The organism is Roseomonas gilardii, from assembly GCF_001941945.1.
In the GTDB taxonomy this organism is placed as follows: Bacteria; Pseudomonadota; Alphaproteobacteria; order Acetobacterales; family Acetobacteraceae; genus Roseomonas.
In genome coordinates, this window is sequence record NZ_CP015583.1 from 853789 (window position 1) to 878715 (window position 24927).

Consider the following 24927-nt stretch of genomic DNA (forward strand, 5'->3'; position numbering starts at 1 on the left):
CTTTCGTTGGTTCCTTTGGTGACCGTCAGCCTGCCGCTCCATCCCTGGACGCAGGTGGATCAGCGGGGCTCCCAAAAAGAAGAGGAAAACCCTGTCTGCGCTGGCGGCGCCGGCAGTCGCCGGAGAGCGATGCTCTCCGGCGTGATCCGACGTCAGCGAGGGCCAACGAATGGGGTCCAGGGCGCGCAGCGTCCTGGTGGATAGGGGGTCCGGGGGAAAGGCGAAGCCTTTCCCTCCGGGACAGAGCGACGGATCGGCGTCAGCCTTGCAGGGTGTCGCGGACGGCTTCGGCGAGGGAGAGGGAGGCGGTGAGGCCCGGGCTTTCGATGCCGTAGAGGTTCACCAGGCCGGGGACGCCATGCACGGTGGGCCCCTGGATCACGAAGTCCTGTCCCGGGGCGCCCTTGGGCACGATCTTGGGGCGGATGCCGGAATAGCCGGGCTGGAGCGCCCCGTCGGGCAAGGCGGGCCAGTAGCGGCGGATGGCCTCGTAGAAGCTGTCGCCACGGCGTGGGTCCACCACGTAGTCGATGTGGTCCACCCATTCGACATCGGGGCCGAAGCGCGCCTGGCCGCCGAGGTCGATGGTCAGGTGGGTGCCGAGGCCGCCGGGGACGGGGACGGGGTAGATCAGGCGTGAGAAGGGGGAACGGCCGGCTAGGGTGAAGTAGTTGCCCTTGGCGTAGTATTCCCGGGGCACGGTATCCGGCGGCAGGCCGTCGATGGCGCGGCCGAGCCCCGGGGCGCCGAGGCCCGCGGCATTGACCAGGCTGCGGCAGAGCAGGGTCATCGGCTCGGCGCCGCCGACCTCCAGTACGATGCCGTCCGGCGTCACCCGCCCGGCCAGAACGGGACTGTGGAAGGCCAGCACCGCCCCGGCATTCTCGGCGTCGCCCTGCAGGGCCAGCATATAGGCGTGGCTGTCGATGATGCCGGTGGAGGGCGAGAGCAGGGCGCCGTGGCAGGACAGGGCGGGCTCCAGCGCCAGGGCCTCGTCGCGGGACAGGACGCGCATGTCCTCCACCCCATTGGCGGCGGCACGGGCGCGGATGCCGTCGAGGCGCGTGGCCTCATCCTCCGAGGTCGCTACGATCAGCTTGCCGCAGCGGGCATGGGGCACGCCGCGTTCCGCGCAGAAGGCATAGAGCATACACCGCCCGGCCACGCAGTGGCGCGCCATCAGGCTGCCGGCGGGATAGTAGATGCCGGCATGGATGACCTCGCTGTTGCGGGAGGATGTGCCCGTGCCGATCGCCTCCGCGCCCTCCAGCAGCAGGACGTCCCGCCCGGTCAGCGCCAGGCTCCGGGCGACGGCGAGGCCCACCACCCCGGCGCCGACCACCACGCAGTCCACTGACTCCAAGTCCCGCCTCCTTCAAGAAATCCCATAAATTTTACGCTTGGGGAACGCCTGTGGCTCTACCCTTGGTTGCGATCTTTATGTGATATATGGGCATCAACTGGTGTTGCGTGCAGGCAACATGCGAGTCGGGCCAGGAAAAGCCATGCTGACCATCGGAAGCATCGAGCGGATGTCGTCGCGGCTGTTCAAGGCCGCCTATGCTGGCGTGTATCCGCAGCGCGAGCCAGCGGTCGACGTGAACGGGCTGGAGTTTTTCTCGGATCACGAGGAGGCGCGCCGGTGGATCATCGAGCAGATCGGCTGCGAGCCCGATCTGTGGGATCTGCACGATCTGGAAGGGGAGGAGGCGCCCGGCGAGGAGCCCCGCCCCGCCGCGCGTTGCGGGTCCCATGATCCGTTCGGCACGGGACGGCCGGCAGGCTGAACGGTGCGTTCCGGCGCGGGCCGCCGGGCATGACGGAGCCGGTGGCTTCCGTGCCGCCTCACGCCCGGTCCGGAGACGAGGGCGTCCGGGATGCGTCCTGGATGGGCGAAAGGGCCTGCGGGAGGTTACGGTCCAGCAGCGCCTCCGGCAGCGGCATCACGGCGCCGGACCAGGTCCAGACCAGCACGCATTCGATCCGCCGCCCCGGCCAGGCGGCCCGCAGCACGGCGCGGTAGGCCGCCATCTGCCGCAGATAGGCGGGCGACACGTCCTCCACCCGGTCGGGCGGTGGGCGGTTGGTCTTGTAGTCCGCCACCACGATCCGGTCGTCCCCGATCCAGAGCCGGTCCACCTGCCCCGCCACCGTCACGCCGCCGATGCGGCCGGCGAGGGGCGCTTCCGCCAGGCTGCCGGGGCCGAAGGCGTCCGCCAGGGCGGGGTGGCGCAGCACCCGCATCACCTCGTCGCGGGTCGCTCCCTGCTCCTCCGGTGAAAGCCCGTGCCCGGGCCGCGCGAGATGGCGTTGCGCCACCGCCTCGCGATCGGCCTCGGCATGCTCCGGCAGGTGTTGCAGCAGGGCATGGATCAGCGTGCCGCGCCGGAAGCGGCGGCCGGAGGGGTCCCGCTGCCCGTGCGGCGCGGCGGCGGGCGGCTCGGTCTCCTCGCCCGCGAGGCGCGACGGCGCCACCGGGTCCTCCGAGGCCTCGGATGGGGCGGGATGATGCGCCCAGGCCGGCAGCGCGGCGGGCAGCACCCGGCCTGCGCCTTCGCGGTCCGGGCGGGGTTCGGCGGTCTGGGCGGAGGTGAGGCGGTAGAGCGGGCCGGAGAAGCCCGTCCCGGCCGGCCCGCCGAAGGCCGCGGGGTCGAACTCCTCCTCCGCCACGCCGTCGCAGCGGGCGATGCCCTGGCGCACCAGCGCGTGCCAGCTCGTCTCCACCGCCTTCTTCGGCTCCAGCCCGCAGAGCAGCAGCCGGTCCTCGGCGCGGGTAAGCGCCACGTAGAGCAGGCGGTTCTCCTCCTCGGCATCGGCCTCGGCGCGGCGGCGCTCGGCCTCCTGCCAGGCGCGGGCCTGGAACTCCTTGCGCGGCGCCCAAAGGGGAAGGGAGCCATGGGGGAGGGAGCTGTCCTCCTCCCAGCGCAGCGGCGAGTTGCGGCCGCCGCGCCCGACATCGGGGATGATCACCACCGGCGCCTGGAGGCCCTTGGCGCCATGCGCGGTGAGGATGCGCACGGCGTCGCCGGCATTCTCCGCCTCGCGCTTCACCTCCGCGCCGCCGCGGCGCAGCCAGTGGGTGAAGCCCTGAAGAGAGGGCGGGTGGCGGCTCTCGTAGCGCAGCGCGGCGTTCAGCAACTCGTCCAGCGCATCCGCCGCGTCGCCGCCCAGGCGTTCCAGCAGCTTCGCGCGGCCGCCATGCTCGCCCAGCACCTCGCTCAGCAGCGCATGCGGCGTGACCAGATCGGCGCGGTCGGCCAGGGTGGCGATCCAGTCGGCAGCCCGGCCCTCCGCCGTCAGTGCGCCCCGGTGCTGGAGCAGGCGGTGCCAGAGCGGGCCGTCGCGGTCATGGGCGAGGGCGAAGAGCGCGTCCTCCTCCAGCCCGACCAGCGGCGATTTCAGCAGCGCCGCCAGTTGCAGGTCGTCCTCCGGCAGCAGCAGCACGTCGCAGAGCGCCAGCATGTCCTGCACCGCGATCTGTTCCACCAGCGCGATGCGGTCCACGCCGCCCACCGTCACGCCGCGCCGCTTGAGCTGGCGCACCAGCAACTCCGTCAGCCGGGTGCGGCGGCGGACCAGGATCATGATGTCGCCGGGGCGGATCGGGCGGTCGCCGCGCGCCGGCAGGGTCTCGTGACGCACCATGTGGTCGATGCGCGCCGCGAGGGTCTCGGCCAGCAGCGCGTCGGCATCCTGCGCCACCACCGGCTGGCTGGGCACGAACCAGGGCTCCGGGTCCTCGGTGGCGCCGCGCGCGAGCAGGGGCCAGACCTCGACGCTGCCGGCATGGCCGGCGCGGTCGGGGAAGTGGTGCAGCGGCTCGCCATCCGGACGCACCACGCCAGCCCGCGCGGCGCCTTCGTGGAAGACGGAATCGACGAGTTGCAGCACGGGCGCGCAGGAGCGGAAGCTCACATCCAGCGCCACCGGCTGGAAGTTGCCGCCGGCCTGCCGCACCTGCTGGGAAAAGCGCGCCTCCCAGGTGGCGAAGCCCTGCGCGTCGGCACCCTGGAAGCCGTAGATCGACTGCTTCTCGTCGCCCACCACGAAGAGCGTGCGCTCCCCGGCCTCGCGCGCGCCGTCGCCGGCGAAGAATTCCTCGGCCAGCGCCTCGGCGATGCCCCATTGTGCCGGGTTGGTGTCCTGCGCCTCGTCGAGCAGGATGTGGTCGAGGCCGCCATCCAGCTTGAACAGCACCCAGGCCGAGCCGGGATCGCGCAGCAGGCGCTGCGCGTGATGGATCAGGTCGTCGAAGTCCAGCGCGCCCATGCGGCGCTTGCGGGCGGCGTAGTCGGACAGCACCGGCCCGGCGGCGACCAGCAGCGCGCTGGTGGCGGCCAGCAGGCGGTGCGCGTTGGCGCGTTCCTGGAAGGATTTCAGCCGCGCGGATTCCGCCGCCAGCACGTCGAAGGGCTCCAGCGCCTTGCGCAACTCGCCCTTGCCGGTGTGCAGGCAGTCCCACCATTCCGCCTGCCGCGCCGCGCGTTCCTCCGGCGGCAGGGCGAGGAGATCGAGCATCCTCTGCCCGAGGTCGCGCGCCGTCTTGGTCTTGTAGGCGAGCAGCGCCTTGGCCTGTTCCGCGACCGCCGGCGGGATGTCGCAGATCAGCGCCGCCAGGTCCTCCTCGCGCTCCCCATCCGGCAGGCCGAGGCGCTGGCCCAGCCTCCGCCCCAGCGCCAGCGCGCCGCCGGGCGTCTCGAACAGCGCGGCCAGCTTCTCCCGCCGCCCCGCCATCTCGCGCAGCGCCTCGGCGATCCGGTCGGCGGTGACGAGGCGGGCCAGGGCGGCCAGGGTTTCCGGCGGCACGCGGCCGCCGGACAGCGCGGCCTCCCGCGCCTCCGCCAGCAGGGTAGCGGAATCCGCGTCCTCCAGCATGGCGAATTGCGGCGGCAGGTCGGCTTCGAGCGGGAAGGAGCGCAGCAGCGACTGGCAGAAGGCGTGGATCGTGGCGATCCGCATCCCGCCGGGCTGTTCCAGCACGCGGCAGAACAGCTTGCGCGCGGTGGCGAGCTGCGCGGGCGGCACGGGCTCGCCGGTCAGCGCCTCGATCTCCCCGCGCAGGTCGGCGTCGTCGGTGACGGCCCAGCGGCCCAGGCGCCGGTTGAGGCGGATCGCCATCTCCGCCGCCGCCGCCTTGGTGAAGGTGAGGCAGAGGATGCGGCCGGGCTCCGTGCCCTCCCGCAGCAGGAGGCGCAGCACGCGGTCGGTGAGCACCTTGGTCTTGCCGGAACCGGCCGAGGCGCCCACCCAGGCGGACAGGCGCGGATCGGAGGCAAGACGCTGTGCGTTCTGGGCGCGTTCGCGCGCGGAGAGGGGGATGTTCAAGCGGGTCTCGGGGCAGAGGGGATTTCGGTATGGGCGTTGCGCTGTCCGCGGGGGACAAGGCTCCGCCTTTTCCCCCGCACCCCTTTATCCGCCAGGACTCTTCGAGCCCTGGACCCTTTGAGTTGGCTCTTCCTGCGGCCGGATCGCGCCGGAGAGCCTGGCTCTCCGGCGACGGCGGGTGCCGCCAGCGTGGTGACGATGTTTTCTTTCTTTTCCGGCGCCCGCTGTCTCCGCCAGCCCTGCCGGATCGATCCGCGGGCCGTCGGCTGCCAGCAGAGCCAACGCCATGGGTCCAGGGCTCGAAGAGTCCTGGCGGTGAGGGGGCCGGGGGAGAGGCGGCGCCTCTCCCCCGGGGGCGGACACGGGCGTGGCGCGGACATGGGGTTCACTCCGCGCCGGCTTCCTCGGCGCCGCCCCATTCGCGCTGGCGGGACAGGTGCTCGTAATCCGTGTTGCGGGGCGCGCGGCCGGGATGCGGGCGGGCCAGGAAGGGGCGATCGCCCAGCAGGAAGTCCCGTGCCAGCGCGTCCACCTGCCGCCATGCCGCCTCGGCCACTTCCGTCACCGTCACGTCGCCCTTCGGTTTGAAGACGAGTCGCTCGCCCTCCTCGATGGTACCCGAGAGCTTCCAGTGCTCCAGCGCCGAAACCGTGGCGGGGGCGATGCCGGGGAAGCCGCCCTTGAGCGCCATGGCGGCCTCCAGCGGCAGTTGCGGGGCGCGGCCGTCCTGGATGGCGATCTGGGCCGGGGGGGCGCCGGTCTTGAAGTCGAGGATGGCGAGGCTGCCATCGGCCAGGATGTCCAGCCGGTCGGCGCGGCCTTCCAGCCGCACGCCGCAGGGCAGCTCGATCTGGCCGGACTGCTCGGGGTGGCGTTCACGCACCTCGGGGCGCTCCCGCTCGGTGGCCAGCAGGAACTCGCCGATGCGGCGCAGGCGCGGGCGCCAGAAGGCGGCGAGGCCGGGGCGCGGGGCGTGCCGGCGGATCGCCTCCTCCACCGCCTCCTCGAACCATTCCAGGGCCTTGTCGCCATAGGCGCCGGCACAGCGGCGCGTCCAGGCCGCCACCGCGTCATGCACCACCGAGCCGAAGGCGGCGCCGTCGGCCTCGGCATCCAGGGGGTCGAGGGCGCGCAGCCGCAGCACGCGCTTGGCGTACCAGGCATAGGGATCGGCCTTCAGGTCCCAAACATCGGTGACGGTCAGGCGGCGCGGGCGCAGCAGCATGGGCGGGGCCGGGGCCGGACGGGGGCAGGGGAGGACGACCTCCGGCATGTCCAGGCGCTCCGCCCAGCCGGTGGCGGGCGAGGCCTCGATCCGCAGGCCCTGGCCGTGCAGGAAGATCTGGAGCCGGGTCAGCCAGCGCGCCTGCACGGACGGGCTGCCGCCGCGCTTGCGGGCATGGCTCAGCACCACGTCCGGGGCGGAGAGGGCGCTCATCATGAAATCGGCGGCGACGCGGCCGATGCGGGCCTCCGGCGCCGGCAGGCCGAATTCCCGGCGCATCGGGCGGCTCATCCAGGCGCCGGGATCGGTGGCGATGGGCCAGACGGTTTCCTCCAGCGCACCCAGCACCACGCGGTCGAAGGATTGCAGCCGCGCTTCCAGCAGGCCCAGGACCTGCACCCGCGGATGGCTGCCGCCCTGGCGGCCGCGCATGTTCCGCACGCCCGGGGCCAGCGGCCCTTCCAGCAGCGCGTCGAAGAGCGCGGGCCAGGCGGCGGCCGAGACGGGCGGCAGGCATTCCATGGCCGGGCCGAGCGAGGCGAGATGCACGGCCAGGGGCTCGCCTTCCTCCCCGGCATAGAGGCGCAGGCCGCCGGGCTCGCTGCCGGTGGCGGCCAGGGCCTCGGCGGCGTCGAGCAGGCCCTCCAGCATCGCCGCGGGCGGGCGGGCGATCTCGGGCAGGGCGGTGAAGCTCCCCAAGGCACGTTCCAGCGCGTCGAGCAGGGCGGTGACGCGGGCCTGGCGCTCCAGGCGCGACTGCCGCCGCGCCTCGCTCTCGGCCGGGGCCCCGGCGTCCGGCTCCGCGAAGGCGCTTGCCGTGGCGGTGCGGAGCCCAGCGAGGCCGGGGGCGGGGCGAGGGCCGCGCAGCGCGTGGCGTTCCAGGTCGCGCAGCGCGCGCAGCCAGTCGGCACGGGCCATGCCGCCGGCGCAGGCGGGGTGCTTCAGGCAGGCGAGCAGGGCGACGGGGGCGAATTCCTCCGCCACCATGCGCGCGATCAGGCGCAGGAAGGCGCCGGTCGGGGTCTGGGCCAGGGGCTGGCCGGCGGAATCATCGGCCAGCACGCCATGGCGGGCGAGTTCCACGCAGACGCGGCGGGCGAGGTCGCGGTCCGGCGTCACCAGGGCGGCGCGGCTGCCGGGGGTTTCCAGGGCCTCGCGCAGCAGCAGGGCGATGGCGGCGGCCTCGCCCGCCTCGTCCGGGGCGGTGAGGAGGGAAAGGTTGTCGAGGGCCGGGGCCCAGCGTTCCGGCGCCTTCTCCTGCCAGCAGGCGATGTCGCCGGGCGGGCGCAGGGCGCGGGCGAGCAGGGCGCCGCGCGCCTCGCCGGCCGGATCGGGCGGCAGGTCGCGAGGCTCCAGATGAGGCCAGGGCCGCAGGTCGCCGGGCGTGGCGCCCATGGCCTGGAGCAGCCGCACCTGACCACAGAGCGGATGGGTGTGGCTGGCGCAGAGCTCGTCCCAGGGCTGCGGCGGCAGCGGCTCGCCGGCGCCGTGCAGGACCACATGGCCGTTGGGGCAATGCGCCAGGACCTTCAGCAGCTCGGCTGCGGCGGGGATGGTGCCGCCCAGGCCGATGCCGGCGGCGATCACCAGATCCGCCGGCGGGTTCGCCTTCCACAGCGCGGTCTGCGCGCGGATGCTGGCAACGCGCCGGGTGCCGATGTCGGAGAGGCCCTGTTCCGCCAGCCAAGCCTGCCATTCCCGGATCACGGCGTCGAGGAAGACATGGGTGATCTGCCAGTGCCGGGCCAGGCGGTCCGGCACCAGGGAGGGCAGGCGGGCGGGATCGCAATCCTCCAGCGCCATCTCGTCCAGCAGGGTCGCCAGTTCCTGCGCCAGCCGCCAGGCCTGATCGGGGTGCGAGGGGCCGCCGAAATTCGGCGGCAGGCGCATCACCAGCGCGGTCAGCACCGCGAGCCGGCGCGCCGGGTCCACCGCCGGGGGCTGGTCCATCAGGGCGGGGAGGGAGAGTTCCTCCGCATCCTCCACCGAAAGGCCGGCCAGGGGGCGCAGGCGCGGCAGCAGCAGGGCCTGCCGGCCATTCACCTGCCCGGCGGCGCGCAGGAAGCTCTCGCGCAGGCTGCGGGCGGCGCGCCGGGTGGGCAGCAGGATCGTGGCGCGGGCCAGGATGGTGGGGTCCGCGGCGGCCGGATCCTCCGCCCCGGCGAGGCGCACCACCCCCTGGGCCAGGGCATCCAGAAAGGGGAGGTGGGCCGGGATCTCGTGAAGGTTCATGGATTCCCGATGGTTAGCCGATTTCCCTGCCACCCCGCCACCACCGTCTGCCGCGCCGCGCGGCGATCGGGGCCGCTCTCAGTCCTCGGGCGTGCGGAAATAGGGCTCCACCGTGCCCTGGAGCTTGATGGTCATGGGGTTGCCCTTGCGGTCGAGCGTATTGCCCACGGTCAGGCGGACCCAGCCCTCGCTGACGCAGTATTCCTCGACATTGTTGCGGTCCACGCCCTTGAAGCGGACGCCGACGCCGCGTTCCAGCAGGGCCTTGTCGAAATGCGGGCTCTTCGGGTTGACGGAAAGGCGGTCGGGCGGCGTGTCGGTCATGCGTGGGTGCTCCGGAACCTGGGACGGGCGACCTGATAGAACAGGCGTGGCAGCGGAGCCACCCATCCCACGAGAAGCGCAGCCGTGATGCGGGCATGGCGGCGGGAAGGATTTCCAGATCGGGTGAAACAACCGATAGTTGTGTTTATCCTGGTGAATGGCGTCCAGCCTCCCCGCCCCGGTCCCCTGGCCCGGCGGGATGGCCGCCTGAGATCCCGCTGGAGGTCGCCGCGATGCTTCCCCCCCTGATGCCGCTGTCCGAGGACGACCGTCTCGCGGCCCTGCGGTCCTATGACGTGCTGGACACGGCCTGCGAGGCCAGTTTCGACAACATCGCCCGGCTCGCCGCGGATCTGACGGAGAGCCCCATTTCCATGGTCTCGCTGGTGGATGCCGAGCGCGCCTGGTTCAAGGCACGTCATGGGCTGGAAGCGGTGGAGGCGCCGCGGGAGCATGCCTTCTGCGCGCATGCCATCCTGGAGCCCGGCGTGCCGCTGGTGATCCCCGATACCAGCCGGGACCCGCGCTTCGCCGGCAATCCGCTGGTGACGGGGGACCCGGACATCCGCTTCTACGCCGGCGTGCCGCTGGTCAATCCGGAGGGGGCGGTGCTGGGCACGCTCTGCGTGCTGGACCGCAAGCCGCGGCGGATCAGCGCCGAGCGGCAGCGCATCCTGGTCCGGCTGGCCGAGGCGGTGATGACCACGCTGGAGCTCCGCCGCGCCATGAACCGGGTGCACCGGCTCTCGATGACCGATGCCCTGACCGGGCTGCTCAACCGGTCCGCCCTGATGGATGCGCTGGACAAGGCAATCGCCAGGCTGAACCGGCATGGCGAGGGCTTCGCGCTGCTCTACCTCGACCTGGACGGGTTCAAGCAGGTGAACGACAGTGAGGGCCACGCGACCGGCGACGAGGTGCTGCGGGAACTGGCGGCGGTGCTGTGGGACAACCTGCGGCGGGAGGACATGGCGGCGCGGCTGGGTGGGGACGAGTTCGCCGTGCTGCTCACGGGCCGCGAGCCGGATGCCGCGATCGTGGCGGAGCGCCTGCAGAGGATGCTGGAGGCGGCGATGCGGGCGAAGGGCTGGGCGGTGACGGCCTCGATCGGGGCGGTGAGCTTCCACAACGCGCCGGGGGATGTCGATGCGGCGCTGTCCCTGGCCGATTCGCTGATGTACGGCGCCAAGGCCGCTGGCAAGAACCGGGTCCTGCACCGCGACCACTGAGGCGGGGAGTGCGGCGCCCATCCTTCAGCCCTTCAACGGGCGGGCGGACTGGGCTAGCGGGAGGCGTGACCCAGACCATGCCCCCTTCCCGTGTCGTGCTGATCGGTGCCGGCGGCCATGCCGCGGCGCTGATCGAAAGCATCCGTGCCGCCCATGGGGCGGCCGGCGGGATGGAGATCGCCGGCTGCCTCGACCGGAGCGCGCGGGTGCCGGTGCTGGGCGTGCCGGTGCTGGGCGACGAGACGCTGCTGGAGCGGCTGCGCGGCGAGGGGATCGGGGCGGTGGTGGTCGCCATCGGGCACAACGCCACCCGCCTGGGCTGGCTGCGGCAGGCGCGTGCGCTGGGCTTCGCCCTGCCGGTGGTCGCGCATCCTTCCGCCATCCTGTCCCCCAGCGCGCGGATCGGCGCCGGCAGCGTCGTGCTGCCCCGGGTGGTGCTGGGCGCGCGGGCCGTGGTGGGGGAGGGCGCGATCCTGAACAGCGGCGCCATCGTCGAGCATGACGGCGTTCTGGGCGATGGCGTGCATGTCGCCTGCGGCGCGGCGCTCGGCGGCGGGGTACGCGTCGGGGAGGAGGCGCTGATCGGCCTGAACGCGGCACTGCGGCCCCTGGTGCGGGTGGGGGCGCGGGCCGTGGTCGGCGCCGGAGCGGCGGTGGTGTCGGATGTGCCGGACGGGACCAGCGTATCCGGCGTGCCGGCGCGGGCAACAGGGTGAAACCTGGATCGGGCGTGATCCAGGTTTCACCTTCGTATCAGACCAGCGCCCAGTGCTGATGTGCCTCGGACGACTGGGCAATGTTCTGGGTGATCTGGGCCCGGTCCATGCTGCCGCTGTCGAGCAGATGCGTCCAGAAGGCCAGGCCCTCGGCTTCCGCCTGCCGTCCGAGACCGCCCTGGTAGAGGGCCTCGACGAATTCGCCGCTGGACTGGTTCGCGTGGAGGGACGCGAATTCGTCCGAGTTGGCGAAGGTCTGGGCGAGATTGCTTCCTCCCTGCTCGATCACCGACTGATAGAACTTGATCTCGCCGGCATCGGGATCGCGCCCGAGGGCCGTGCCATAGAGGGCCCGGATCAGGCTGGCCTGTTCGCCCCGCGTGTCGGCGTCGGTGCGGGAGAGGGCCTGCCAATGGTCTAGCGTCTCCGCCGCGCCGGCGAAGCCGCTCAGCACATCGGCCCGGCTGGCGCCATGTTGCAGGACGTCCAGCCAGGAGGCGATTTCGTTGTCGGCGGCCGTGCGGCCGAGCATGCTGCCGTACAGGCCTTCGATGAAGGCGGTGTCGGTCTGGCCCGCCTGCTGCGCGATCGCCTCGTCGCTGGACAACAGGACTCGCGCCATGTCCGTCCGGCTCAGCCCGTCGGCCATTCCCTGTGTCCAGAAGGTGAGGCCTTCGGTATCGGCCGCGCGGCCGAGATAGCCTTCGTAGAGGATCGCCAGATAGGTGGATCCGGTGTGGCTCAGGTCATAGCCCGCGCCGCTGGCATCATTCGCCAGGGCATTGCCCGCGGCATCGGCGATGCCGCTGCCATCGGCGCGAAGCTGCAATGACAGGCTGCCGATGCCGAGCGGTGCGTCGATCGATACGACATAGGTGCTGTCATCCTGCGCGGTGACCGACTTGATGGCCGCCTCGGGCAGGCCGGTGCTCAGCAACTGGAAGTCGGACGCGTCCACGCCGGTGACGGCTTCCGAGAAATGGACTTCGTAGCGCACGCTGTCGGCGGTGCCGGCACCCGCATCCATCTGCGTCAGGGTTGCCACGGGTAGGATGCCATCGACGCCCAGCGCGCTGTCCTGGTCAAGAACCAGGCCCGAGAGGTCGGCGGCGACATAGGATGCGGAAAGGATCGAGCCGCCATGCAGATCGATACCCAGCACGTTGAGATGTGCGGTCTGCTCGCCGGCGCCGACCGTGAAGCGGAAGACGAGATGGGTGCTGTCGGAGGCCGTGGGATCGTAGGTGGCGGTCCCGCCAGTGTCGAGGGACAGGGTGGGCGTGCCCGTGACGAGCACGTCGGCGGACAGGGCGACGATCAGGGACGCTTCCTGGCCAAGATGCAGCGTGGTGTCCGTCGTGTCGACCTGCACCGAGGAGACGGTCGGCGCCGGATTGGGAGCGAGGGAGCCGGAGGCGAGAACGTAATTGCCAGTGCGGCTGTTATACCCATCAAGTTCGATATAGTAGGTGAGGCCCTGCGTGGCCGTGAAATTGACCTCGGATGCCGGGCTGTAGGGACTGTCGTCGTTCTCCGTGACCAGCGCCAGCGACCCGAAAGCATTGTCGCCCGTGGTGCTCCAGACGGTCAGGGTGGTGTCGAAGTCCGAACCGTTGGTGTTGAACGCGACGTTGCCCGTCGCGGTCGGCTGGTAGACGAACCAGAGGCTGTGGTTCATGAACCCGCTCCAGGTCGTGTTGGGCTCCCCGCTCTGCTGGGTTGCCTCGACATTGGAGCCTGTCAGGAAGACGGGCAGCGAGCTGATCACTGTGGCGCTGGCGATGTCGTCGTTGGCCGGGGCAGCCATGGTAGTTGTTTCCTCGTCGTTATCCGCCGATGAGGCCGGGCGGAGCGCGCGAGAAATACCACCTATGGTTTATAATCCTAGATTGTTAACAACCTATTTACGAATGTCGGGCCATTTCGGCTGCGGAAAATCCGGAATGCCGGCGGGCTGTGACCGCGCGGCCACGCCCTGGGCGCGAATGGTGGGGACGTAGGGGGTGAGATGCCGCCTGCGTGGGTGGGGCGGTGCAAACGCAGACGAGCGTGGCGGGGGCGTCTCCGCCCCGGCTGGGTCGCGCCTAGCTGGGTCGCGATGGCTCTGCGTTGCGCATTCGGCCGGGGAAAGGGCTCGCCTCCCCCCCCAGGCACAGACGAAACGCCAGGTTGGCCCTCCGCCCTCCCGCGTCAGAAGGCCAGCAGGTTCTCGCGGAACTGGGCGTGCGTGTACTCGGTGCGCATCAGGCCGCGCTTCTGCAGCGCCGGGACGAGCCCGTCCGTGATCTCGGCCACGCAGCGGCGGCTGACATCGGGGAGCGAGAAGAGGAAGCCGTCGCCGCCGACCTCCTCCATCGCCTCGCCCATGCGCTCCGCGATCTGGTCGGGCGTGCCGACGAGCTCCACCGAGCCGTTCCTGTTGTAGTCCACCAGCAGCTCGCGCAGCGTGCGGCCGCCCGCCTTGCGCTGGAACTGTTCCAGGCTCTGCTGGTGGCCGTTGGTGGTAAGGCTGGGCAGCGGCTTGTCCAGGTCGAACTGGGCGAAGTCGATATTGGTGATCTTGCTCAGATGGGCGAGGCGGATCTGCGGGTTCTCGGCATAGTACTCGGCCCGCCGTGCCTCGCGGGCCTTCGCCTCCGCCTCGGTCTCGCCGAGGATGGGGGAGATGAGGAAGAGGACCTTGCAGGAATCCGGGTCGCGGCCCGCGGCCTCCATGCGGCGGCGGATGTCGTCGCGATAGGCCTTCATCCCCGCCGTGCCCTTGATCGAGGCGACGATCGTGTCGGCGTGCTCGGCGGCGAACTGGCGGCCGCGCGGGGAGCCGCCGGCCTGGGCGATCACCGGCTGGCCCTGCGGGCAGGGGCCGGAATTCAGCGGGCCGCGGGAGCGGAAGTACTTTCCCTCATGGTGGATGGCATGGACCTTGGTGGGGTCGATGAGCTGCCCGCTTTCCCGGTTCGCCATGATCGCGCCCGGCTCCCAGGAGCCCCAGAGGCCGCGCACCACCTGCATGTACTCGTCGGCCATGTCGTAGCGGTTGTCATGTTCCGGCAACCGGTCGAGGCCGAAATTCTGCGCGGCGAAGTCGGAGGAGCCGGTGACCGCGTTCCAGCCGATGCGCCCGGCGGAGACCTGGTCCAGCGTCGCGACGAGGCGGGCCAGAAGGTAGGGCGGGTAGGCGAAGGTGGCGAGGGTGGTCACGATGCCGATGCGCGAGGTCTCCCGCGCCATCAGCGCCGCCACCACCGAGGGGTCCTGCCGCGGCACGGCGATGCCGTATTTCAGGTAGACGTCGCGGTTCCCGCCATAGCTCTCGCCGATATAGGAACTGTCCTCCAGCAGCACATAATCGAAGCAGGCGCGCTCCAGATTGCGTGTCATCTCCAGGAAGAATTCCGGCATCATCCAGCCGTCGGCGGGGTTGCCGGTCCAGGGCTCGCCCCAGGCCTGGATGCTGGAACCCTGGAGGAACCAGCCGAGATGGAAGGGGCGTGCCGTCATCGCTCAACTCCTGATGCGCCGCTCTCCCCGGATCTCCGCGTGGGGGATCTCCGTGTTCAGGGCAGCGGCCTGCGCAGGCGGGACAGTGCAAGCATCGCGCCACCGGCCAGCAAGCCCCAGAAGGCGCCGCTGATCCCGGCGAAGGCGGTGCCGGAGGCGGTGACGAGGAGGGTGACGATGGCGGCCTCGCGCTGTTCCGGCACGGCCATGGCGCCTTGCAGGGAGCCGCCCAGAGCGCCCAGCAAAGCGAGGCCCGCCACCGCCTCCACCAGCACGGGCGCCGCGGCGACGAAGGCCGTGACGAAGCCGGCGAGCAGGCCGAAGAGGATATAGCCCACGCCGTTCACCACGGCGGCCTTCCACCGCTGTGCCGGGTCGGGATGCGCGTCCTCGTTGGCGCAGAGGGCGGCGGTGATGGCGGCGAGGTTCACCGCATGGCCGCCGAGGAAGGCGGCGGCGATGGAGAAGAGGCCGGTGGCGCGGAACAGCGGCCCGGGCGCGGGGCGGTAGCCGTAGAGGCCGAGCGTGGCCAAGCCGGGAATATTCTGCGAGGCCATGGTGACCAGGAAAAGCGGGATGGCGGTGCCGATCAGCGCCTGAACGGTGAATTGCGGCATCACCGGCATGGGAACGGGCCAGCCCGCCATGATCGGGGCGCCCGGCATCGCCATGATGAGCCCGAAGGCCACGATCACCGCCGCCGGCACGGCGAGCAGCCGGTGCAGCCGCCCGGCGATGGCCCAGGCGGCGATCACCGCGAGGGCCGGGCCCGGCATCTGCGCCACGGCCCGCACCGGGGCGAGGCAGAGGCCGAAAAGCACCCCGGCCAGCATGGCGCTGGCCAGCGAGGCGGGGATGGCGGCGACCCAGCGGCCCAGCGGCTTCCACCAGCCCGCCAGGACCACCAGCAGCGCCGAGACCAGGAAGGCGCCGACGGCCACGGGGAAGCCTCCGGCGACGGCGCCGGAACTGGCGAGCAGGGCGGCGCCCGGCGTGCTCCAGGCGACGCTGACGGGCATGCGGCTGCGCAGGCTGAGCAGGATGCCGCAGAGGCCCATGGCGACGGCCAGCGCCATCAGCCCGGAGGCCGCCTGGGCCGGGCTGGCCCCGGCGACGGTCAGGCCGCGCAGCACCACGGCGAAGGAACTGGCGAAGCCGACGAAGGCGGCGAGCAGGCCGGCGGCCAGGGTCTGGGGCGGCAGGAGGTCTCGCATCGGGAGGAAATGCTTTCAGGCGGCGCTGGGTTCTGGTGAAGGCGTAAGCAGTACAAATCGTCGAATGAATAACCAAAGCCCAGAGCAGCCGGAAGAGTCGTTCATGGCCCTCCTACAGTCTTCCCGTTCAGTCTTCGAGAAATCATGACAACATCCGGAGGTTGGTCGCGAAACCACCTGTGGCGCTTGTCATAGTCCTATGTCGTCGTGAGGTTTCGGTGCCTTGTGGATGCATCAGGGGGGGGTGTCATGTGTGTCGATGGTGGGGAAAATCACTACGCAATGTCTCGCCTGACCTGTGCGAGATGTAAAATTTTGCCAGATAAAAGAAATTATGATGTCTGCGAAGACCGAGACTGCTCCATTATTTCTTGCGGTTTGATGCGGATCTATCGGCGTAATGAATGTCTGGTTCTGCTTGTGGATTATTTTTCTTGGTTTGAATTCTCCATGGTGCGAAGTAAGTTCACCATGCAGAATAGAATATTTGCGACACGATCTTTCCTGGCTTCGTAAGCAGCCACGGCAATCAGCTCAACACCTCTGATGTAATCTTTTTCATTTGTCATCCCTGGCACGACAAATGGCTGGGCCAGCGTATCAATCGAAGCATCTTCGATCATAGATCATAATCTCTTTTTGAGATGTTTCAGCAGTTGATAGTCTCGGTTGGTTTGATTCGGAAATCAATAGACAACCTTGGGTTGTGATTGGTGACCTTGAACAAGTCGCTGCGTGTTGCTAAAATGCAACATGCAGTGTTGATCGCGGGGCACACATCATACTTGTGCACCATCTATGAAATCACCTTTGACGCGCCATTAACATATTGTTTTTGCGAGTTTTTTTTGAAGTTGACCACAAATTGGGAGGCTGGATGCGCCTGATCTCTCAAGATGGATAAGGGCGTGTCCAGGCTCCATCGATTTGTTCGCGTTCATCAGTAGAGCCCTGCTGAGGTACTCTTCTATATTTTCAATTTGTCGCAGAGCATAAAGTGAATAACCGCACCCATAAGGCGGCGCAAATTTCCGATAAAATTTAAAAATGCCATGTAATTTTTCAAATTTTACTTGAAAATATGCTGAATTCCTTATGGATTTATTATTGAGGCAGAATATAGAGACGTGAAGTTCGTGGCTGAAAGGTGAGCCGATTTTTCCTGACGACCGTATCTATAACTAGAGACGCACCAAAAAATATACTTCGATTATCTTTTAGACTTTTGAGGCTTGCAAGTGGTTGTGACAGATAAGAATTTACGTATAACTGTGGAGGTGTAAACCTTGAATCTCTACCATGAGTAGAGGTTTGGCAGAGGAGTTACGAATTTGGTGCAAGATTTTCCTGGCAGACACTTAGAGCGCCAGTTTCTCATCGATGAACATCTGCGAGCAGCGACTGCGGCGCTCGAAGCGGCGCTTGTGGCCCCGCAGCGTTCAGTCAAAGCTCGTCAGATGAGCAAGGCACTTGCCGAGTTGGCTATGGCAAAGAAAATTCAAAATGAAATAGAAATACTGGAGCAGAAAAAATAAACAATGATGCTATCTTGCCAATCCCAGTATATGCCGATCCGGCATTAAGCTGTTCTGGAAAATTCCTGAATGAGAAGGTCTATTCCGTTGCTAACGGAGGCGGCCATAATTGCGCGCACGGAGATGTCATCGACGGTGCCGAGCATTTCGCATTCGATGTTTTCAAGCAGTGAGGATATTTCAGTTTTCACTTCCTCGAGGTATTTCAAAGGGTCTGGAGATGCCTCGGCTTTCTTTCTGAGCACGACGACGATCAGCGATCGAAAATTTTTTTCAAAATCACCACTCATTCGGGACTCCTGTTGATGGAGCTTAAATACAACTCATGATTGTTGTACATTGCCTAATCTAATACGTCCAGTAGCATATTGATCGGCATTAATCGCGAAATGTGCGTGTAACAGAAAGAGCAACCTGTGCGGGTGAGGGCTCAGGATTTTCCTGACATTCCATGGTGGTCCTACGGCCAACTGGAGCTCGGAAAGCGCGGTCGTTCCCAGGTAGCACTCAGTTGAGGACTGACAGCCATAGCGGCATATTTCAGTTCGTTTATGGAATGATCTGTGCCCGCGGTCACAGAGACAAAGAGAAGTGTCTCTCTGTACCTTGTCATCTGGGGTTGTGGGCCTGACCCAGGAGGCACGAGGCATGCCCACCACCGCCATCAGGAAGGCGGTGGAAGGGTCCTTTCCAGAGGATGTGTCTCCGCCATGAGGGTTGGCGGCGAGAGGAACAGGCGCCCTCCCGCCGCCGCCTCTCAGGCGGCGTGGCGCGCCGGTTCCGGCTGTGCCGCGGCGCCGTGGCCGGCGGCGTGCTTGGCGATACGCCAGCCGAAGACCATGGCCGGGCCGAGCGTGGTGCCGGGGCCCGGATAGGTGCCGCGGAAGATCGAGCTGAGGTCGTTGCCGCAGGCATAGAGGCCGGGGATGGGCTGGCCTTGGCCATCCAGCACGCGGCCGTCACCATCGCCCTGGAGCCCGCCGCTGCAGGCGAGGTCGGCGGGCCAGACCGCCATGGCGTAGAAGGGGCCCTGGCCGATCGGGCGCATGCAGGGGTTGGGCTTGTTCGACGGATCGCCGTTGAAGCGGTTGACCGTGCTGCTGCCACGGCCGAAGGCCTCGTCCACGCCGGTCGCGGCATAGCGGTTGTGCTCGGCGACGGTCTGCTCGAAGCCGTCGGCGTCGAAGCCGGCCTTCTGCGCCAGGTCGCGCAGCGAACTGCCCTCGATGAGGTAGCTGGCCTTCAGGAAGGGTTCCAGCCGCTTCGTGCCGGGGAAGACCATGCCCAGGCCGTACTGCTTCAGGAAGCCCGCGTCGCAGATCAGCCAGGCAGGCAGCGTCGGCACGGTCTCGTTCGAGCGGAGCATGCCCATGACGAAGTCGTGGTAGGAATCGGACTCGTTCACGAAGCGCCGCCCGGCCTTGTTCACCGCGATCAGCCCCGGCTTGGCGCGGTCGAGGATGATGTGCGGCCAGACGGATTCCCGCCCGTCCGGATGCTTCAGGATGGAGCAGGGCATCCAGAGGCCGGGGCTGTCGAGCCCTTCGGCCAGCGCGGCGCCGTTGCGCAGCGCGAGGGAGACGCCGTCGCCCGTATTGGTCTCGGGGGCGAGGGAGCGCTGCTTCGTGCCCTCCGGGAAGAGCTGCGCGCGCAGGGCCTTGTTGTGTGCGATGCCGCCGGTGGCGAGCACCACGCCGCGCCGCGCGCGGATCGCCCGGCGCCCGTCCTTGCCGGCGACGATGGCGCCCAGTACCGCGCCGTCGCGCTTCACCAGCTCCATCAGCGGCGTCTCGAAGCGGACGGGCACCTTGCGCTGGCGCAGGCTGTAGAGCAGGCGGCCGACCAGGGCGTTGCCCATCACCAGCCGCGTGCCGCGCCGGTGGCGGAGGCGGTCGCGGACATGGCGCAGCAGCAGGCCGGTGGCGGTGCGGAAATGGGCGACGGAGCCGAAGGGCTTGAGCAGCGGCTCGATCTCCGTCCGCTGCACCATCATGCCGCCCAGCACCATGAAGACATCGCGCGGCGGCCGCACGCGGCGGAAATCCTCGCCGAGCAGGCGGCCGTCGAAGGGGGCAGGGGACAGGGCGCGGCCGCCATAGGCCTCGCCGGGATGGTTGCCGAGATAGTCCGGATGCGCCTTGGCCGGGATCAGGTGGACCTCGGTCTTCGTTTCCAGCTCGTCCACCGCCTTGGGCCCGGCCTCCAGGAAGGCGGCGCGCGCCGCGTCGCCGCCGCGCAGGCCGATCACCGATTGCAGGTAGCGCGCCGCGTCCTCCACGGAATCGGGCACGCCCGCCTTGACGCTCAGGCTGGTGCCGGGGATCCAGATCGTGCCGCCGGAGGTGGCGGTGATGCCGCCGGCCATGCCGGTCTTCTCGCAGAGCAGGACGTCGAGCCCTTCCAGCGATCCCACCAGCGCGGCGGTCATGCCCCCCGCGCCGGCGCCGATCACCAGGAGATCGACCTCCTCATCCCAGTGCGGGGCAGCATGAGGGGCTTCAGACGGCATGTTCGTTTCTCCCAACCTGTGGCGTGTCGTGATCCGTGGAGCGGCCGGCCATGTGGCGCGCCGCGATCCAGCCGAAGGTCATGGCGGGGCCGAGGGTGATGCCGCCGCTCGGATACTGGCCGCCCATCACGCTCGACAGGTCGTTGCCCGCTGCGTAGAGGCCGGGGATCGGCTGGCCCCGCGCATCCAGCACGCGCGCCTCGGCATCGGTGACGAGGCCGGCGAAGGTGCCGAGGCTGCCGGGCACGATCCGCACGGCGTAGAAGGGGCCCTGCTCGATCGGCGCGATGCAGGGGTTGGGGCCGTCGTGATGCGCGTCGCCCTGGCCGCGCTGGAACGGCGTGCTGCCGCGCCCGAACAGCGTGTCCAGGCCCTGCCGCGCATCGTTGTTGTAGGCGGCGAGGCTGTCGCGCAGCCCGGCGGCGCCGATGCCGCAGGCGGCAGCCAGTTCCTCGATCGTGCCGCCGCGCTTCAGATAGCCGTTGCGCAGCCAGGGGGAGAGCGGCAGCGGCGCCGGCTTCACCGCGCCCAGGCCGTAGCGGCGCAGGAAGCGGTGGTCGCAGACGAGCCAGCATTCCGCCGTCTCGCCCGGCCGCAGCGCCTGGAAGAGGCCTCGCATGAAGTCGTGGTAGGGACCGGATTCGTTGACGAAGCGCTGGCCCTGCCGCGTCACCGCGATGATGCCGGGCTTGCCGCGCTCGATCAGGTGCGGGAAGCGGCCGGTCGTGCCATCGGCGCGCGGCACCAGCGAGACGGGCGCCCAGGCGCCGGAATCCGCCAGCCCGCCATCGACCTGCCCGCCCACCGCTTCCGCGAGGCGCATGCCGTCGCCCGTGTTTGTGGCGGGCGCGGCGGAATGGTGCGGCGTGCCCTCGCGCACATGCGGGAACAGGTCCCGCTGCCGCGCCGGATCGTGCGGGAAGCCGCCGGTGGCGAGCACGACGCCGCACCGCGCGGTGACGGCGAGGCGGCCTTCCGGCCCTTCCAGGATGGCACCCGTGACGGCATCGCCGGCGCGGAGGATCTGGCGCGCGGCGGTGGAGTGCCACAGCGTCACGCCGCGATCGGCGGCGGAGCGCAGCAGGCGCGCAGCGAGGGCGTTGCCGTTGACGAGCTGCATCGAGCGGCGGTGGCGCGCGAGGTCGAGGGCGTGGCGGGCGAGGCGTTTCGCGACATGCGCGAAGGAAGCGGCCGAGCGTGTGGCGCGCAGGAAATGGCCGAGATCGGCGCCCGAGGCGATGGCCATGCCGGCCAGGGTGGTCTCGGGGATGGGCCGGCGCAGGCGCGCGATCAGCGGGCCAAGTTCGCGCCCGTCATAGGGCGCGGCGACGACGGAGCGCCCGCCCGTGACGGCGCCGGGGACGTTGCCGTGGAAGTCGGGCACGGCGCTGCCGGGCAGGAAGCGCACGGCGGTCTCGCGCTCGAAGAAGTCGATCATGCGTGGCCCGGCCTCCAGGAAGGCCTCCATGCGGGCGGCGTCGTAGCGATTGCCGAGGATGTGCCGGAGGTAGGTGCGGGGGGCTTCGGCATCCTCCTCGATCCCGGCGCGGACCACGACCGGATTGCGCGGCACCCAGAGCCAGCCGCCGGACCAGGCGGTGGTGCCGCCGAAGACGGGCTCCTTCTCCGCCACGATGACCTCCAGCCCCAGTGCCGCCGCGGTCACCGCCGTGGCAAGGCCGCCGGCGCCGGAGCCGATCACCAGCACGTCGCAGCTCCGGCCGCGCGTGGGCCCCGTCATCCCGTCCATCAGCGCGGCATCCCCGCGGCGTTCCGGATGCCGTGCAGGGCGCGGTTCAGCAGGGGGGAGCCGAGGCTCGCCTGGGTCATCTCCGCCGCCGCCTCCAGCATCAGCGGGGCGAGCTCGTGCAGCTTCTCCTCCGGCAGGCGCATGATCGGCCCGGCGATGCTGATCGTGGCGCAGACCGTGCCGTCCGTTGCGCGCACCGGTGCCGCCATGGCCGACATCCAGGGCGTGAAGGTCTGCATCGTCACGGCATAGCCGCGCTTGCGCGTCTGGCGCAGCGCCTGGAGCAGCGCCTTCGCGTTGCGCGGAGCGCGGGGGCCGAATTCCTCCGGCGCGCCGAAGCCCTGGCGTTCCACCAGCGACAGGGCTTCCTCGTCGCCGAGGGTGGAAAGCCAGGCCCAGCCGCTGGCGCTGCAGGACAGGGTGGCGACCTGGCCCATCTCCGGGTCGTAGCGCAGGCCGGTCTGGGCGCCCTGCGCCCTGGCGACCCAGGTCAGGTTCCGGTCGGCGCCCTCCCCATCCATCACCGCGAGGCGCACCAGTTCGCCGCTCTGCGCCGCCAGCCGGTCCAGCACCGGCTGGGCGATGTCGGTGACGCCGCTGCGGGCGAGGTAGGTGAAGGCCAGCGTCACCAGCCGCATGGTCAGCCGGTAGTCGCCATGGAGGCGTTCCTGCTGCACGAAGCCGTGCTCCGCGAGTTCGGAGAGCAGGCGGTGCGAGGCGCTGAGGGGGATGCCCAGGCGGTCGGCCACGGCCGAGATCGGCAGGCCGTTCGCGTTCTCGGCCAGGAGCTGCAGCACGGCGAAGGTGCGGTCCATGACGCCGCTGGGTGCTGCCGAGGCGCCGCGGCGCCCGTGGCTGTTCAGGGACGTTCCTCTGGTGCGCCCATCGGCGGCCACGGGGCCGTGCGTCGGTCCGGCCTCGGGTGGCGTCGCGTTCATGCTGGGTACTCCGGATGCTCCGTTCCCGCCCTGCGAGGCCCGGTCATGGCCAGGCCCGGCGGGAGCCCGGTTGATACTGGAAAAACTTTCCGATCTCAAGAAAAAATTCTGGAAAACCTTTCCAGAAATCGATAGGCCTCTGGTCAACCACCCGCATGGCGGTTCCGCGCCGCACGATGGAGGAAGACATGTCCGAGAGCCTGAACGGCGCCACGCGCCTCTACCCGATCGTGGGCGACCCGATCGCGCAGGTGAAGTCGCCCTCCGGCGTCACCCGCACGCTCGCCGAGCGCGGGCACAACGCGATCTGCGTTCCCGCCCATGTGGCGCCGGGCGACCTCGCCGATTTCTTCGGCACCATGGCGCGCGTGCGGAACGTGGATGGGGTGATCGTCACCGTGCCGCACAAGTTCGCCAGCTTCGCCTTCTGCGCCAGCACCACGCCGCGCGCGAAGGTGCTGCGCGCGGTGAATTCCATCCGCCGCAACCCGGACGGAAGCTGGCACGGCGACATGTCGGACGGGCAGGCCTTCGTGCAGGCGCAGATCGGCGCCGGGGCGACGCCGCAGGGCGCGCGTGCCCTGCTGGTCGGCGCGGGCGGCGCCGGCAGCGCCATCGGGCTGGCGCTGCTGGAGGCCGGGGTGCGCGAGCTGGTCGTGCATGACAGCGACGCCGCGCGGGTGGACCGGCTGGTCGGCGTGCTGCGCGAGCAGGGAAAGGGCGAGGTGCGCGCCGGAACGGCCGACCCGACCGGCTTCGACATGGTGTGCAACGCCACGCCCTCGGGCATGCGGGAGGGCGATCCGTTGCCGGTGGCGGCGGATCTGCTGCGCCCCGCCATGTCCGTGGGCGACGTGATCACCGCGCCGGAGGTGACGCCGCTGTTGCAGGCGGCGCGTGCCATCGGCTGCCGCACGGCGACCGGCGTGGACATGTTCCGCGTCGTGCAGGGCCTCATCGTCGATTTCCTGCTCGACCGCTGAGCGCCGCCGGAGGGGGAACAAGGATAGGGGGAACAAGGATCATGTCCGACACGCAGGCCGTTGCCGGCGCGCCCGTTGCGCTGGCGCCACGGCGCAGCACCGGCGAGATCATCCGCCATGCCTGGGCCGTGGGCCGGGTGCGCTGGGGGATGCTGGCACTCGTCTTCTTCGCGACGGTGCTGAACTACACCGACCGCGCGACGCTCGGCATCCTGCAACCGGTCCTGTCGCTGGAGCTGAACTGGACGGCGCAGGACTACGCCAACATCAACTTCTGGTTCCAGGCGGGCTATGCGCTCGGCTACGTGCTGCAAGGGCGCATCATCGACCTGGTCGGGGTGCGGCGCTCCTTCGCCATGGCGGTGCTGGTCTGGAGCCTGGCGGCCGCCTCGCACGGGCTCGTTTCCTCGGTCGGCGGCTTCATGATCTGCCGCTTCGTGCTGGGGCTGGCCGAGGCGGGCAACTACCCGTCCTGCGTGAAGACGACACGGCTCTGGTTCCCGGCCGGGGAGCGCGGCATCGCCGCCGGCTTCTTCAACGCGGGCACCAATGTCGGCGCCATGCTGACGCCGATGATGATCCCCTTCATCGTCTCCGCCTGGCATTGGCAGGGCGCCTTCTACATCCTGGGTGGGCTCGGCTTCGTCTGGCTGTTCTTCTGGCTGCGCCACTATCGCGACCCGGAGCGGCATCCCACCGTCACGCGGCGGGAGCTGGAGCACGTCCATGCCGGGCGCGAGCCGGAGGTGGCGCAGAAGATGCCCTATTCGCGGGTGCTGCGGCTGCGGGCCACCTGGGCCTATGCCGTCGGCAACCTCTCGGCGATGGTGTTCTGGTTCTATCTCTACTGGCTGCCGCCCTACCTGAACCAGCATTTCCACCTGGGCATCAGCGTGAGCGAGCTGGGCCTGCCGCTGATCGTCATCTACCTCGCCGCCGATGCGGGCTCGATGATCGGCGGCATCCTGTCCTCCGTCATGATCAGCCGCGGCATGAAGCCGGTCACGGCGCGCATCCTGGCCATGCTGATCTGCGCCATCTGCATCGTGCCGATCATCTTCGTGAACACGGCATCGAGCCTGTGGGTGGCGGTGGGCTACATCTCGCTCGCCATCGCGGCGCATCAGGCCTGGACGGCGAATATCTGGAGCCTGGCGATGGACATGACGCAGAAGAGCGCCGTCAGCTCCGTCTTCGGCTTCGGCGGCATGGTCTCGGCGCTCGGCGGCATGTTCATGACGCAGATCGTGGGCTACGTGCTGACCGCCTCGAACAACAACTACGGCCTTCTCTTCACCATCATCCCGGCCGTCTATGGCGCCTGCCTGCTCTGGGTCTTCCTGGTGGCGCCGCGCCGGCCGGAGCCGGTCTGAGGCTGCGCTTCCGGCCCGGGGGAAAGGCGGCGCCCTTCCCCCCGATAACCCCCTGGACCTCCCTTTACCGGGG

18 protein-coding genes are annotated in these 24927 nt (G+C 69.4%); 6 read left to right on the forward strand and 12 right to left on the reverse strand.

Going from position 1 to position 24927, the window contains the following annotated elements:
- Positions 1 to 259: 259 nt before the first annotated feature.
- A complete protein-coding gene (locus tag RGI145_RS03760) occupies positions 260 to 1354 on the reverse strand; it encodes an NAD(P)/FAD-dependent oxidoreductase (RefSeq protein WP_418314505.1) in 1095 nt (364 codons plus the stop codon).
- A 151-nt stretch (positions 1355 to 1505) separates the two neighbouring features.
- Between RGI145_RS03760 and RGI145_RS03765 the strand changes: the two genes are divergently transcribed.
- Positions 1506 to 1787 (forward strand): hypothetical protein, encoded by a 282-nt coding sequence (locus RGI145_RS03765; RefSeq protein WP_075797289.1) that lies wholly within the window; start codon positions 1506 to 1508, stop codon positions 1785 to 1787.
- A gap of 58 nt (positions 1788 to 1845) precedes the next feature.
- Here RGI145_RS03765 and addA read toward each other — a convergent pair whose 3' ends face one another.
- The 3 genes from addA to RGI145_RS03780 form a co-directional block, all read right to left on the reverse strand.
- Entirely contained in the window at positions 1846 to 5325 is a 3480-nt protein-coding gene (addA, locus tag RGI145_RS03770) for a double-strand break repair helicase AddA (RefSeq protein WP_075797290.1), read from the reverse strand.
- 385 nt (positions 5326 to 5710) lie between these two features.
- Positions 5711 to 8782, reverse strand: coding sequence for a double-strand break repair protein AddB (gene addB, locus RGI145_RS03775; protein ID WP_075797291.1), 3072 nt, complete (start codon positions 8780 to 8782; stop codon positions 5711 to 5713).
- Between the two features lie 78 nt (positions 8783 to 8860).
- Positions 8861 to 9106, reverse strand: a complete 246-nt coding sequence (locus RGI145_RS03780) for a DUF3297 family protein (RefSeq protein WP_075797292.1) — start codon at positions 9104 to 9106, stop codon at positions 8861 to 8863.
- A 233-nt stretch (positions 9107 to 9339) separates the two neighbouring features.
- On the opposite strand from RGI145_RS03780, the gene RGI145_RS03785 reads away from it, so the two are divergent.
- The gene (locus tag RGI145_RS03785; RefSeq protein WP_083670365.1) at positions 9340 to 10335 is read left to right on the forward strand and encodes a GGDEF domain-containing protein; all 996 of its coding nucleotides are present in this window, start codon (positions 9340 to 9342) and stop codon (positions 10333 to 10335) included.
- Positions 10336 to 10412: 77 nt separating this feature from the next.
- Positions 10413 to 11051: a NeuD/PglB/VioB family sugar acetyltransferase gene (locus RGI145_RS03790; protein ID WP_083670367.1), complete on the forward strand. Its 639-nt coding sequence runs from the start codon at positions 10413 to 10415 to the stop codon at positions 11049 to 11051.
- A 37-nt stretch (positions 11052 to 11088) separates the two neighbouring features.
- On the opposite strand, the gene RGI145_RS03795 is transcribed toward RGI145_RS03790, so the two are convergent.
- The 4 genes from RGI145_RS03795 to RGI145_RS24920 form a co-directional block, all read right to left on the reverse strand.
- Entirely contained in the window at positions 11089 to 12858 is a 1770-nt protein-coding gene (locus RGI145_RS03795; protein ID WP_075797294.1) for a DUF4214 domain-containing protein, read from the reverse strand.
- 383 nt (positions 12859 to 13241) lie between these two features.
- A complete protein-coding gene (locus RGI145_RS03800) occupies positions 13242 to 14552 on the reverse strand; it encodes an NtaA/DmoA family FMN-dependent monooxygenase (protein ID WP_075797295.1) in 1311 nt (436 codons plus the stop codon).
- Between the two features lie 56 nt (positions 14553 to 14608).
- Positions 14609 to 15766 (reverse strand): benzoate/H(+) symporter BenE family transporter, encoded by a 1158-nt coding sequence (locus RGI145_RS03805; RefSeq protein WP_075797296.1) that lies wholly within the window; start codon positions 15764 to 15766, stop codon positions 14609 to 14611.
- 425 nt (positions 15767 to 16191) lie between these two features.
- Entirely contained in the window at positions 16192 to 16389 is a 198-nt protein-coding gene (locus tag RGI145_RS24920) for a hypothetical protein (protein WP_156878424.1), read from the reverse strand.
- Between the two features lie 711 nt (positions 16390 to 17100).
- On the opposite strand from RGI145_RS24920, the gene RGI145_RS24925 reads away from it, so the two are divergent.
- Positions 17101 to 17301, forward strand: a complete 201-nt coding sequence (locus RGI145_RS24925; RefSeq protein ID WP_156878425.1) for a hypothetical protein — start codon at positions 17101 to 17103, stop codon at positions 17299 to 17301.
- Positions 17302 to 17345: 44 nt separating this feature from the next.
- On the opposite strand, the gene RGI145_RS24930 is transcribed toward RGI145_RS24925, so the two are convergent.
- The 4 genes from RGI145_RS24930 to RGI145_RS03820 all read right to left on the reverse strand — a co-directional run bounded on the left by RGI145_RS24930 (position 17346) and on the right by RGI145_RS03820 (position 22498).
- A complete protein-coding gene (locus tag RGI145_RS24930) occupies positions 17346 to 17591 on the reverse strand; it encodes a hypothetical protein (protein ID WP_156878426.1) in 246 nt (81 codons plus the stop codon).
- 467 nt (positions 17592 to 18058) lie between these two features.
- Entirely contained in the window at positions 18059 to 19810 is a 1752-nt protein-coding gene (locus RGI145_RS03810) for an FAD-binding protein (protein WP_075797297.1), read from the reverse strand.
- The gene (locus tag RGI145_RS03815) at positions 19800 to 21560 is read right to left on the reverse strand and encodes an FAD-dependent oxidoreductase (RefSeq protein ID WP_208863924.1); all 1761 of its coding nucleotides are present in this window, start codon (positions 21558 to 21560) and stop codon (positions 19800 to 19802) included. The genes RGI145_RS03810 and RGI145_RS03815 overlap by 11 nt, the downstream gene beginning before the upstream one ends.
- Positions 21560 to 22498: an IclR family transcriptional regulator gene (locus RGI145_RS03820; RefSeq protein WP_083670369.1), complete on the reverse strand. Its 939-nt coding sequence runs from the start codon at positions 22496 to 22498 to the stop codon at positions 21560 to 21562. Before RGI145_RS03820 ends, RGI145_RS03815 begins: the two co-directional genes overlap by 1 nt.
- Positions 22499 to 22686: 188 nt before the next feature.
- Here RGI145_RS03820 and RGI145_RS03825 point away from each other — a divergent pair, with 188 nt between their 5' ends.
- A complete protein-coding gene (locus RGI145_RS03825; protein ID WP_075799814.1) occupies positions 22687 to 23481 on the forward strand; it encodes a shikimate dehydrogenase family protein in 795 nt (264 codons plus the stop codon).
- Positions 23482 to 23522: 41 nt separating this feature from the next.
- Complete coding sequence (locus RGI145_RS03830) at positions 23523 to 24854, forward strand: MFS transporter (RefSeq protein ID WP_075797298.1); 1332 nt, start codon at positions 23523 to 23525, stop codon at positions 24852 to 24854.
- The last annotated feature ends 73 nt before the right edge of the window (positions 24855 to 24927 follow it).

What these genes read in the sequence shown, in the direction of transcription:
- RGI145_RS03765 (WP_075797289.1), top strand. Translation starts at nt 1,506, where the DNA reads ATGCTGACCATCGGAAGCATCGAGCGGATGTCGTCGCGGCTGTTCAAG.
- addB (WP_075797291.1), bottom strand. Translation starts at nt 8,782, where the DNA reads ATGAACCTTCACGAGATCCCGGCCCACCTCCCCTTTCTGGATGCCCTG.
- RGI145_RS03800 (WP_075797295.1), bottom strand. Translation starts at nt 14,552, where the DNA reads ATGACGGCACGCCCCTTCCATCTCGGCTGGTTCCTCCAGGGTTCCAGC.
- RGI145_RS03830 (WP_075797298.1), top strand. Translation starts at nt 23,523, where the DNA reads ATGTCCGACACGCAGGCCGTTGCCGGCGCGCCCGTTGCGCTGGCGCCA.
- RGI145_RS03780 (WP_075797292.1), bottom strand. Translation starts at nt 9,106, where the DNA reads ATGACCGACACGCCGCCCGACCGCCTTTCCGTCAACCCGAAGAGCCCG.
- RGI145_RS03805 (WP_075797296.1), bottom strand. Translation starts at nt 15,766, where the DNA reads ATGCGAGACCTCCTGCCGCCCCAGACCCTGGCCGCCGGCCTGCTCGCC.
- RGI145_RS03795 (WP_075797294.1), bottom strand. Translation starts at nt 12,858, where the DNA reads ATGGCTGCCCCGGCCAACGACGACATCGCCAGCGCCACAGTGATCAGC.
- RGI145_RS03815 (WP_208863924.1), bottom strand. Translation starts at nt 21,560, where the DNA reads ATGGACGGGATGACGGGGCCCACGCGCGGCCGGAGCTGCGACGTGCTG.
- RGI145_RS03820 (WP_083670369.1), bottom strand. Translation starts at nt 22,498, where the DNA reads ATGAACGCGACGCCACCCGAGGCCGGACCGACGCACGGCCCCGTGGCC.
- RGI145_RS24930 (WP_156878426.1), bottom strand. Translation starts at nt 17,591, where the DNA reads ATGAGTGGTGATTTTGAAAAAAATTTTCGATCGCTGATCGTCGTCGTG.
- RGI145_RS03785 (WP_083670365.1), top strand. Translation starts at nt 9,340, where the DNA reads ATGCTTCCCCCCCTGATGCCGCTGTCCGAGGACGACCGTCTCGCGGCC.
- RGI145_RS24920 (WP_156878424.1), bottom strand. Translation starts at nt 16,389, where the DNA reads ATGATCGAAGATGCTTCGATTGATACGCTGGCCCAGCCATTTGTCGTG.
- RGI145_RS03825 (WP_075799814.1), top strand. Translation starts at nt 22,687, where the DNA reads ATGTCCGAGAGCCTGAACGGCGCCACGCGCCTCTACCCGATCGTGGGC.
- RGI145_RS03790 (WP_083670367.1), top strand. Translation starts at nt 10,413, where the DNA reads ATGCCCCCTTCCCGTGTCGTGCTGATCGGTGCCGGCGGCCATGCCGCG.
- RGI145_RS03810 (WP_075797297.1), bottom strand. Translation starts at nt 19,810, where the DNA reads ATGCCGTCTGAAGCCCCTCATGCTGCCCCGCACTGGGATGAGGAGGTC.